Here is a 716-nt window from a genome sequence, read left to right as displayed (position 1 = left end):
TTGGGCTCGAACTGACCGACCCGGGGTTCCACTTCAGTGTTCTGAGCGAGTTCCGGGCTCGCCTGGTGGCGGGCCGGGCGGAACACCTCCTGCTGGACAAGATGCTCGAGGGCTTTAAGCACCGTGGCTTGGTCAAGGCTCGTGGCAAGCAGCGCACCGACAGCACACACGTGCTGGCCGCCGTGCACGACCTGAACCTCATGGAACTCGTGGCTGAGACGCTTCGCGCCACCCTCGACGACCTCGCCGCGGTTGTGCCGGATTGGCTGCGCCTGATCTCGCCGCCGGCCTGGTTCGAGCGGTATGGGCGCCGCACCGAGGAGTACCGGCTGCCCAAGGGTCAGGACAAGCGGGAGGCCTTCGCCCTGGTGGTCGGGGAGGACGGCTTCCTCCTTCTGGCTGCCCTGGACGGGCCAGGCGCACCAGCCGCGGCCTGTGCCGTGCACATGGTCCAAACGCTGCGCGACGTATGGCGCGTGCACTATGCCCGCGACGCCGGGCGGCTGCGCTGGCGCTCCAGTTCGGAGCTGCCGCCGGTGGCCGAGCGGGTCCAGTCACCTTACGACCCGGAGGCGCACTTCAGCATGAAGCGGCAGCTGCACTGGACCGGGTACAAGGTGCACGTGACAGAGACGTGCGACGACGACCGGGTCCAGGTGATCACCGATGTGGCGACGTGCCCGTCGATGCGGCCCGACATGACGAGCACGGCCGGC

1 pseudogene is annotated in these 716 nt (G+C 68.6%); it reads left to right on the top strand.

Annotation, left to right across the window (positions count from 1 at the left end):
* Positions 1-716: pseudogene (locus ACFFIC_RS29905) on the top strand (IS5/IS1182 family transposase); the annotation flags it as partial.

Source organism: Muricoccus vinaceus (assembly GCF_042433125.1).
GTDB classification, from domain to species: Bacteria; Pseudomonadota; Alphaproteobacteria; order Acetobacterales; family Acetobacteraceae; genus Roseomonas; species Roseomonas vinacea.
Note: the sequence above shows the minus strand (reverse complement) of the source record. Positions and strands in the feature narration are given on the sequence as shown.